The organism is Frankia sp. AgKG'84/4 (assembly GCF_023242965.2).
In the GTDB taxonomy this organism is placed as follows: domain Bacteria; phylum Actinomycetota; class Actinomycetes; order Frankiales; family Frankiaceae; genus Frankia.
Window position 1 is genome coordinate 1 of the sequence record NZ_JALKFU020000274.1, and the last position, 6833, is coordinate 6833.

Genomic DNA, 6833 nt, shown 5'->3' on the forward strand with positions numbered 1-6833 from the left:
GCGGAGGGTCAGCGCTTGCGGTCGGCGGTGTGGGTGGCCCAGCGCGGCGCGTCGGATCGGGTCTCGGCGTCCTCGGTGCTCTGCGTCCCGGGCTGACTCTCCGAAGCCTCCGGCGGGGCGGCAATGGGCGGGGAATCGGCGGTCGGCGGCGTGGCCGTGGCCGGGTCGGGCTCCGGCTGCGCGGCGTTGCCCTCCAGTTCGTCGACGGACCGGTTGGCGGCCATCCGGTCCCGGCCGAGGGCGGCGATGCCCGCGGCGACCATCACCATCGCGACGATGAACGCCACCCGCTGGGCACCGTCGGGCGCGGGCTCGTCGAACAGCGTCAGGCCCAGCGTCACCGGCAGGAACGCGGACACCCCGCTGGTCACCGGGAAGGCGATCACCGCCGCCCGGCCCTGCAGGCCCCGCTGCTGCAGACCGAGGGCCAGCACCGAGAAGAGCACGAGGACGTACGGCGTCGGCGTCGTCAGCAGGTCCACGAGAGTGGAGTGGCCGTTGCGCCGCTCGTCCACCGCCAGGCCGATCTGCCGGGTCGCGAGCGTCGCGATCGCGTAGCAGACCCCGGCGGCGGCGCCGAACCCGACGGCCGCCCCGAGCACGGTCCCCCGGGTCGCGGCGAGGTTCGCCAGAAACGCGCAGAACAGCGCGAACGCCAGACCGAGCACGAGGAACGCGAGCAGGACATCGGTGCTCGCCGCGCTGCCCACCTCCGCACGGCGGGCGAACGCGAAGGCCAGCAGGCCGACGCCCGCGACCATCGACGCGACGCCCATCCAGCCGGTCCGGCTGATCCGCTCCCCGAGCACCCGCTGCGCCAGCAACGTAAAGACGATCATGTCGAGCGCCATCACCGGGGCGACCAGCGCGACCGGCGCGACCGACAGCGCGTACACCTCCAGCAGGAACGACGCGGCCTCCACGCCGAGCCCGATAAGCCACAGCGGGCGCAGGGCCAGATGCGCCAGCAGCCCGAGGCCGAGACCCGAGCTCGCTTCCTCCTGGCGGGCGGCCCGCGCCTGCACCAGCGGTGCGATCCCGTACAGGCCCGCCGACACCATCGCGGTGGGCAGGCCGACCAGCAGCGCCTTGCTCATGCGCGCGGCCAGGTCGCCACGCGCGCCCCCGTCATCTCGTTCATGCCAGCGTCGACCTGTCCCTGCGTTGTCCGGTCTCGGTGGCGGGTCGACCCGGATCGGTTCGTCCCCGCACGTCCGAGTCAACACCAGCGGTGGCGTGAAGCATCCCGGGCCGGGCGGTTACCGGCCGGGCGAGGCCGTGGTTCACCAGTGGGCGCCGAACCCGATCTGCGCCAGCGCAGCACCGAAGGCCTGCTCCCAGGCCTGCGGGCCGACCGCGACCCGGCTCGACGGCGGCTTGACCCGGTCGAGGCAGGCCAGGGCGGATCGGGTCAGCGACACCGGGTCGGTGTTCGTGACTTCGGCATGCCCGCGCTCGAGCTCCTTCTGCAGGTTGTCCCGGCCGTGTCCGGGCACGACGTCGAGGAGCAGCAGGTCCCGGCCGATCACCCGGGCCTCACTGCAGGTGTCGCCGGAGGAGGTGACGACGAGGTCGCTGGCGGCCATCAGCGTCGGGATGCGGTCGGTGAAGCCGAACGGGACGACCTTGTGCTGCCGCTCGGACAGGGCGGTCAGCTTCGCCGCGAGCTGCTCGTTGCGGCCGGCGACGGCGAGCACGTAGATGCCGGCGCCCGCCAGCGCCGCCGCGCTCTCGACCAGCGGCCCGAGCCCCCAGGAACCGGACATCAGCAGGACGCACGGAGCGTCGGCGGGGATGCCCAGCGACGCGCGCGCCTCCTCCTGGGTCGGCGGGTCGTAGAACGGCTCGCGCACCGGGGTGGGCACCACGGACACCAGTGCGTTCGGCGCGAACCGCCGCACGTAGCGGGCGGCGGTCTGGGAGGTGACCAGGTACAGGTCGGTGTTCTCGTGCACCCAGAGCCGGTGCACGCAGCAGTCCGTGGAGAACACGGCGGTGACCAGGCCGGGGAACTCCGGCTTGACCCGGCTGGTCGCCGCCGCCCCGGTCGCGAAGATCGAGATGACGAGGTCGGTCGGCTGGCTGATGAGTTCCTCGCGCAGCGCCGGGACGACATAGCGGCTCGATGTCCGCTCGATCAGCCGGGCGAGCGGCCCGCCGGTGCGCATCTGGGAGAAGTGCACCGCGTCGTACAGGCCGGGCACGGCGAGCATCCCGCGGAAGACCTTCTCGCCGCGGGCGCCGTTGCGCCCTCCCAGCATGCGCAGGCTGTCGCCGGTGCGGGCGGCGAAGCCACGCTGCGTCAGCGACGTGGCGCAGGCCTCGGCCATCACGTCGTGGCCCATGCCGAGCGATCCGGATAGCAGCAGCGCGGACCTGCGCCGACCGGGCGTGCGCGCCGCCGGTCCGACGCCGACGGCCGCGCTGCTGCCGTTCACGCTACCGATGTTGATGTTCCCGGTGTTGATGTTCCCGGTGTTGACGGCGCCCTCGCCGGCGAGTCGGCCACCAAGCTCTCGTGGCCCACTCGCCGGGCGATCCTCGCCGCCTGGTCCGTCAGCCACCACCGGGTTGCCGTCCTCGGATGGTCCGCTCACCCTTCACACCGCCGATCTATCCGTGTTTGTTCTGGTGTCGCCGGTTAATCCGACGACGCCGCAGAGACGTCGAGGTCATCGGCGGGCTGAACGGCCTGCGCCGGTGGCCGCCGATTCGCCAGATACCAGTCGATGTACTGCCGCACTCCGTCGGAGAACGGCGTGGTGGGCCGCCAGCCGAGCAGATCCTGTGCCCGGCGGGCGGAAACCTCCCGGCCGCGGAAGTCGCCCGGCCGGGCCGGCACATGCTCGATGGTCGTCCCGGGGAAGTAGCGGCAGACGGCCTGGGCCATCTCCAGCACGCTGACCGCCTCGGCGCCCTCCAGCGCGATCGTCGCGTTCTCCGCCTCCGGGCGCAGCGCCTGCACGTGCGCGTCGGCCAGGTCGCGGACGAACACGTAGTTACGGAACTGCTGGCCGTCCCCGGCCACCGTCAGCGAGTCGCCGTCGAGTGCCTTGCGGACGAAACGGGCCAGGACCAGTTCGTCTCGCATGCCCGGACCGTACGGGATGCCGTATCGCAGGATTGTGAAGGGCAGCCCGTAAGTCTGCTGGTAGCTGTGCAGAAGCAGTTCCGCGGCAAGTTTGGTGGAGGTGTAGACATGCCCGGCGCGGCTCAGGGTGATCTCGGCGTCCTCGGTCAGCGGCGCCGGGGTCGCCTGTTCTCCGACCGCGCCGTAGACCCACACGGTGCTGGCGAACAGCACCCGGCCGACACCCGCCTGCCGAGCCGCCTCACAGACGTTGCCGGTGCCCTCGACGTTGAGGCGGACCGTGCGCGCCGGGTCGGCGTAGGCGAAGTCGACGTTCGACATGCCCGCGACGTGGAAGACGGCGTCGGCGCCGCGCAGCGCCGCGGTCAGCCCGGGCAGGTCGAGGACGTCGACCCGCAGGCTGGTGGCGCGCGGGTCACTCGGGCGCGCGTCGACGTCGAGGGAGACGACCTCGTGGCCGGCGTCGAGAAGCCGGTCTACCACGTGACTGCCGATGAACCCGGATCCTCCGGTAACGGCGATTTTCATGCTCACCTGCCCAGGTCCAGGCTCGCCAGCGCGGCGGCGAGGGAGGTCACGACGTGGTCGGCCTCCGCGTCGGTCATGTCGGAGTGGATCGGCAGGCAGACGTGCCGGGCGCAGAGGTCCTCCGCGATCGGCAGCGGGCGGCCCGCGTAGCTGCTGAAGACGGGCTGCTGGTGCAGCGGCGCCTCGTAGACCTCGCCGCTGAGGGAGACGCCGTGGCGCTCCTTGAGCTCCTTCTTCAGCCGCGCCCGGTCGACACCAGGCCGGGGCAGGACGATGTATTTGTAGAAGTTGCTGACGTGGCCGGCGGGCAGCCGCAGACGGCTGACACCGTCGAGGGCGTCCACGGCGGCGTCGTAGCGGGCGGCGGCCCGCGCGCGGACCGCGAGGAACTCGTCGAGGTGCCGCAGGTGCACCTTGCCGGTGACCGCGTGCATCTCGCTGAGCCGCCAGGCGTAGCCCTCGCGAATGTGGGTGTTACCGAGGAAACCGGCCTTGCCCTGGTCGCGGTAGACGACCGCGGCCTCGTGGATGGCCGGGTCGGCGGTCACGATCATGCCGCCCTCGTTACTGGTGATCACCTTCGTCGGATAGAACGAGAAGGCGCCGGCCACTCCGAACGAGCCGGCGAGGGTGTCGCCGTGCCGGCAGCCGTGCGCGTGCGCCGCGTCCTCGACCAGGGCCAGACCCCGATCCGCGCAGAACTTCGCGAGCTCTCCGATATCCGGCGGAATGAGGCCGCCAATATGCACGATTACGACCGCTTTGGTGTTCGGTGTCACGGCCGCCTCGACGGTGGCCGCCGACAGCGCGAAGGTGTCCGGATTCACATCGGCGAACACCGGCGTCGCTCCGGCCCGCAGGACCGCGAAGGCGGTGGCGGCGAACGTGTTGGTGGGTAGGACGACATCCGCACCCTGAACGTCAAGGCTGCGGAGAATGATCTCCAGCGCTGCCGTTCCGCTGCTCACGGCCACCGCGAACGGGGCGGCATGAGCCGCGGCGAATGCGGCCTCGAATTCCTTGGTGTGCGCGCCCAGGGTCATCGCACCGGTGGAAAGGATCTCGGTCGTGGCCGACGCGATCTCCGCGCGATCCTCCGGTGAGAAGACGATGCGCGCCGCGGGGACATGCACCTGTTCAGCCCTGCCTTCCGAGTTAGCCGCTGAGCGGGCGCCACTGCGAGCACCCACGACACAACGGCACGCCGATGCGTGGCCCAGCCATCCGCGCTGCGGCTGCAGCCGCGCCCTCCAACTCGCCCGTAGCAACAACCGGCTTTGTCCGTGCATGCCCAAAACAGGCTATCGATCCCGATCGACAGCACGGCCACGGCCCATGGTGGTTACCAACGAAACATCTCACATCTATCCGAAAGTAGCCGACCTTGTCGCCAAAGCGACGCCTCCCGGGACGACTTTCGGCAACATCGCCAGGGAAAGACGGCCTCGGGACGGACAGTGATGCCGTAGCGGCTCCCCGTCGGGACCCGCGCGGATCGGCCCCGACTGCCACCCGGACACGGTCATGGCCGGGCGGACCTGCATCCTCGCGCTTCCAACGCCGGTCGCGAGAGCTGGTCACCCGCCCGCCACCGGTAGCCGGCCGGCCCGGCGGGGGACCTCGCGGCACACAGCAAGCACCGCCGGCCGGAGCGCCCACCCACGCGGACGCGGGCCGTGGACCGGGCAAGGCGCACTCGCACAGGCTGATCGCGAGAGGTCGGCGGCGGTGCGCTCCGGTCGCGGGCGGCTCGTCCTCGCCCCGGCGCCAGGGCAGGGGCGGCGCCGCGCGGCCGCGATCAACGCCCGAATTCACCCCGACGGGGTGAGGGATGGACCCGTTTACCGCGGACAGCGCCCGCCCGGGGCGCCGGCGCGCACTAACGCTCCGCGCACGGACAAAACTAAGAAGTCCCGATGAAGTCGCATCACCTGGCGTACGGGGGGAACGCAGGTGGGAACTCCATCGGGACTGGCTGAAGTTTACGACCCCCATCTGTCGGGCGCGAGAGGACCTAGGGCTCTACCAAGGGGCCCTAGCCGCGTGGGAGCCGATTGTGCCTACCCGGGTTCTTTTCGTGATGGGCGGGCCTCCCGGAAGTCGATCTCAGCACGTTCTGTGTCGTAGAGCAGCCAGTGATGTGGGCGTCCGCGTGCGGGCGCCACGTTGACCAACAGCGTCGTGTCACAGGCCAGGTCGACGTCCGTACGCTGCCCGTCCCCCGGCGCCGCGGCGCCGCCGGTGACCACTCCGGGTAGTCGAAGGGGCTGGCCCCTCCCGGTCGGAAGCACCCGCACGGACGGCCCGCGCTTCTCCTCCGGTGGCGGCGAAGAGGTCGCGGAGACCTGCTGCTGCGGGTTTGGGTGCGGCCAGCGGATCTCGAAGACGGCGGTCTGATGGGTGTGCCCCACCACCACGACCGGCACCCTGGGGACATCCTCGGGGACAGGCACCAACAGATCGACGTGATCCGCGTCGTCGACGTCGGGCGAGCCCGGCTCGTCGCCGTGCGCGCCGCCGCCGACCGCCCAGCGGATCTGGTGGCCGTGCAGGCCCAGCAGGCCGTGCAGGCGGACCGCTTCGGGGCCGTCCAGGACAGCGGCCAGGCCGGCCGGGACCTGCTCGGGCCGCAACAACTCGCGGATACGCAGCTCCTGGTTGCCCAGCACACGGCGGATCCCGGCGAGCCGCGACCACAACAGTGGGTCAGAGTCGACGACCGCCGACAGTGGCCAGTAGCGCGACGGGTCGTGAGACCTGCGCGGCACCTTCGCCTCCAGGTAGTCGCCGAGGACGACCACCTCGTCCACGCCGGCCTCCGCCGCGGCGGCCAGCACCCGTCGCAGCGCCTTCGGCCGCCCGTGCAGGTCGGCCAGTACCGCATATCGCATGGCACGAGCATCCCCCGCGGCGGGGCCGTTTCCGCCGGGTCCGCCCGATCGAGCGTCCGGCTGATCACCCGGCGCCCGGAACCGGTTGCGGGGGCGCGCGCCACCGAATTCACCGGAGTTGGTGTCAGACAAACCAAGAATGCCCCGGTGCCGTACCACGCCCGGCCCTGGTCCGATTCGGCCATGGCCGGACGAGAAGACGCCGACACACTTGTCGATCGCCGCGTTCGGGGCACGGGGGAAACGACGGGGTGCTTGACTGCATCCCGTGCGGAACGCGCGTGGTCGCCGGCCGCCCCGGCCAGCGGCCCGGCCCCGCGACC

The 6833-nt window shown here is 71.6% G+C and carries 5 protein-coding genes; all 5 read right to left on the minus strand.

Going from position 1 to position 6833, the window contains the following annotated elements; genetic code table 11:
* Positions 1 to 8: 8 nt before the first annotated feature.
* Positions 9 to 1097, minus strand: coding sequence for a DMT family transporter (locus MXD58_RS16650; RefSeq protein ID WP_248841333.1), 1089 nt, complete (start codon positions 1095 to 1097; stop codon positions 9 to 11).
* Between the two features lie 186 nt (positions 1098 to 1283).
* Positions 1284 to 2438, minus strand: coding sequence for an MGDG synthase family glycosyltransferase (locus MXD58_RS16655; RefSeq protein WP_248841342.1), 1155 nt, complete (start codon positions 2436 to 2438; stop codon positions 1284 to 1286).
* Between the two features lie 203 nt (positions 2439 to 2641).
* Positions 2642 to 3619: an NAD-dependent epimerase/dehydratase family protein gene (locus MXD58_RS16660; RefSeq protein ID WP_248841334.1), complete on the minus strand. Its 978-nt coding sequence runs from the start codon at positions 3617 to 3619 to the stop codon at positions 2642 to 2644.
* Positions 3620 to 3621: 2 nt separating this feature from the next.
* A complete protein-coding gene (locus tag MXD58_RS16665) occupies positions 3622 to 4752 on the minus strand; it encodes a DegT/DnrJ/EryC1/StrS family aminotransferase (RefSeq protein ID WP_248841335.1) in 1131 nt (376 codons plus the stop codon).
* A gap of 927 nt (positions 4753 to 5679) precedes the next feature.
* Positions 5680 to 6510, minus strand: coding sequence for a metallophosphoesterase (locus MXD58_RS16670; protein ID WP_248841336.1), 831 nt, complete (start codon positions 6508 to 6510; stop codon positions 5680 to 5682).
* Between the last annotated feature and the right edge of the window lie 323 nt (positions 6511 to 6833).